Source organism: Mesorhizobium sp. M7A.F.Ca.US.002.01.1.1 (assembly GCF_004022955.1).
In the GTDB taxonomy this organism is placed as follows: domain Bacteria; phylum Pseudomonadota; class Alphaproteobacteria; order Rhizobiales; family Rhizobiaceae; genus Mesorhizobium; species Mesorhizobium ciceri.
In genome coordinates, this window is sequence record NZ_RZQE01000714.1 from 1 (window position 1) to 2,232 (window position 2,232).

A 2,232-nucleotide genomic window follows, 5' to 3' on the forward strand; every position below is an offset into this window, starting at 1 on the left:
GTGTGAAGTCGTCAGCCTTCCTTTCCAGCTTCGAGTTGGCCAGAGCATGAGCTGTGAAAGTCGGGGACTGTCGCATCTCTAAATTGCTCAAGTGTCGCATCTCTATATAACTGCTACATCCAGAAGTCGCATAACATACATTATGGAACATGAAATTATGATTTGAAATCAATGTGTTGGCAAAATTTATCGGCTGTTAGCCACCCGCTCCATCATGCTTTCGCCGCACAAGAAAAGCAAAATGCGTTTCATCGTTGGGCCACCTGGGCCCCTTTTGTTGCGAATAGCTGCCTTGTGCCGCGAGGACCTTGGGAAGCTATTTCCTTTCGAAAAAACAGATTTTTCCTTTCGGGTAGAGGTTGGGATATGATTGCGCGACAGGAGTGCGATCTATGCAGAGTTTCACCGTCGAGCTGATACGCGACGGCAAAGCTGTGGAACGTGCCGAGGTTCAGGCCGAAAATGTTGTTGAAGCTGCGAAGACGTGGGGACCAGTAACCATCCCGTACGCCGAAGAGCCTGACATCGGCGAATGGATCAGGGTAACGCACCCTTGCGGCAGCACGACAAGTTGGTTCGAGCCGGATCGTTAAGCGCGGCCAATTTAGAGCTCACTGGCCAGGATGCGTCAGGGCTGTGGGTAAGAGCCGTGACGAACGTCACGGCGTCGGGATCATAGCAGAAGATGGACGGATGACCCGGTGCGAACCAGCGATGACAGCATGTAGTAGGCTAATCCATCTTCCTGATGTCGATCTCGCCCCTCCCCTCTCCCAGGCTGTCCGTCTCGCTTTCCCTACCCTTCTTCCGCCCGAGCAGGACGACCCTGCTGTTCGGCGCAGCAGGACTGGCCGGCACAGGCCCAACGGTACTACGCGCAGCGCCCAAGCGCAGCCTTTCGAAACTTGGTGGCACAGACCAGAAGCTTTTATGCAGATTGGAAGTCCAAATTTAAACAGTTCATCCTACGTTGGCCGATGGGCTTTTTGTCAAGGAAACGCAATTGAGCCGGTCGGGCAGAACGGATTTTGACTTTGATGGTGCAAGAAAGGCGGTTTTTTCGACCGCCAACTTGCCGGCGGCAATTGCGTTGGCCGTGCTTGTGATCTGCGCGGTCCTTGCGGACTTGCAGAACACGAAAGTGTCCGATCAACTCGCGCGCGCCGAAGTCCAGGCCAAGGTCAACATCATAAGGGCCAAGCTCGAAGGCAATGTAAACGGTAATCTCCAGCTTGTTCAGGGCCTCGTCTCGGCCATAGTTACAGAGCCGTACATGGGACAGCAGAGATTTGCGTCCCTGGCAAGCAACCTGTTCCGACAGAGATCGCAACTGCGCAACATCGCCGGTGCGCCCGATCTCGTCATCTCGCTGATGTACCCGATGGAAGGCAACCAGAAGGCGATCGGGCTCGATTACCGCAAGAGCGAGGCGCAACGGACGGCGGCGCTTCGCGCGCGAGACCTCGGCGTTCTTGTGTTGGCAGGCCCCGTCGACCTGGCCCAGGGAGGGCGAGGCTTTGTCGGGCGCATTCCCGTCTTTGTGCCGACGGCGGGCGGCGGCAGCCGATTCTGGGGCATCCTCTCCGCTGTCATCGATGTCGATCAGCTTTACGCGGCGAGCGGCTTGAATGACCCCGGGATTGATATTGATGTCGCCCTGACGGGGACCGACGCGCTTGGCGGTGGCGGCAAAAAATTCTTCGGGGGAGACAATGTCCTCGCCGGCAAGCCGGTGTCGGCCGATGTGCAACTGCCTTCGGGCTCCTGGCTGATTTCGGCTATACCGAAGGGAGGCTGGCCGGCCATTCCGAACAATGCGTGGATGTTGCGGGGGCTCATAGCCTTTGCCGGCGCGCTGGTGGTGCTGCCGATCCTGGTGGCCGGGCGACTGTTCGGCGAACGACAGAAAAACTATGCCGAGCTCAGACGTCTGTCTGGCCGCCTTGAGTTGGCCCTGGAAGCTTCTGGAATTGGCGTGTGGGAGCACGACCTGGCCACAAAAGAACTGCTATGGGACGACCGCGTCAACCAGATCTACGGCAAGCCAGCCGATGGCAAACCGCGCGGTTATGAAGACTGGGCGATGGCTATTCATCCCGAAGATTTCGACAGGGCGCGCCAGGAGTTCGACGCGGCCGCCGAGAGGGAGGGACCGTATTCTTCGCAATACCGAGTCCTGCTAGCGGACGGTACCACGCGCCACGTGCGCACGCGCGCAGCCTTCTTCCAGGA

The 2,232-nt window shown here is 57.8% G+C and carries 2 protein-coding genes; both read left to right on the forward strand.

The window, feature by feature from the left end:
• Positions 1–392 precede the first annotated feature (392 nt).
• Positions 393–593: a hypothetical protein gene (locus EN932_RS34505; RefSeq protein WP_013525315.1), complete on the forward strand. Its 201-nt coding sequence runs from the start codon at positions 393–395 to the stop codon at positions 591–593.
• 410 nt (positions 594–1,003) lie between these two features.
• Positions 1,004–2,232, forward strand: a 1,229-nt coding sequence (locus tag EN932_RS34510; RefSeq protein WP_164890794.1) for a CHASE domain-containing protein, incomplete at its 3' end; no start/stop codon positions are given.

Bases quoted from the DNA above. Each gene is read 5' to 3' on its own strand.
- EN932_RS34505 (WP_013525315.1), top strand. From the start codon at position 393: ATGCAGAGTTTCACCGTCGAGCTGATACGCGACGGCAAAGCTGTGGAA.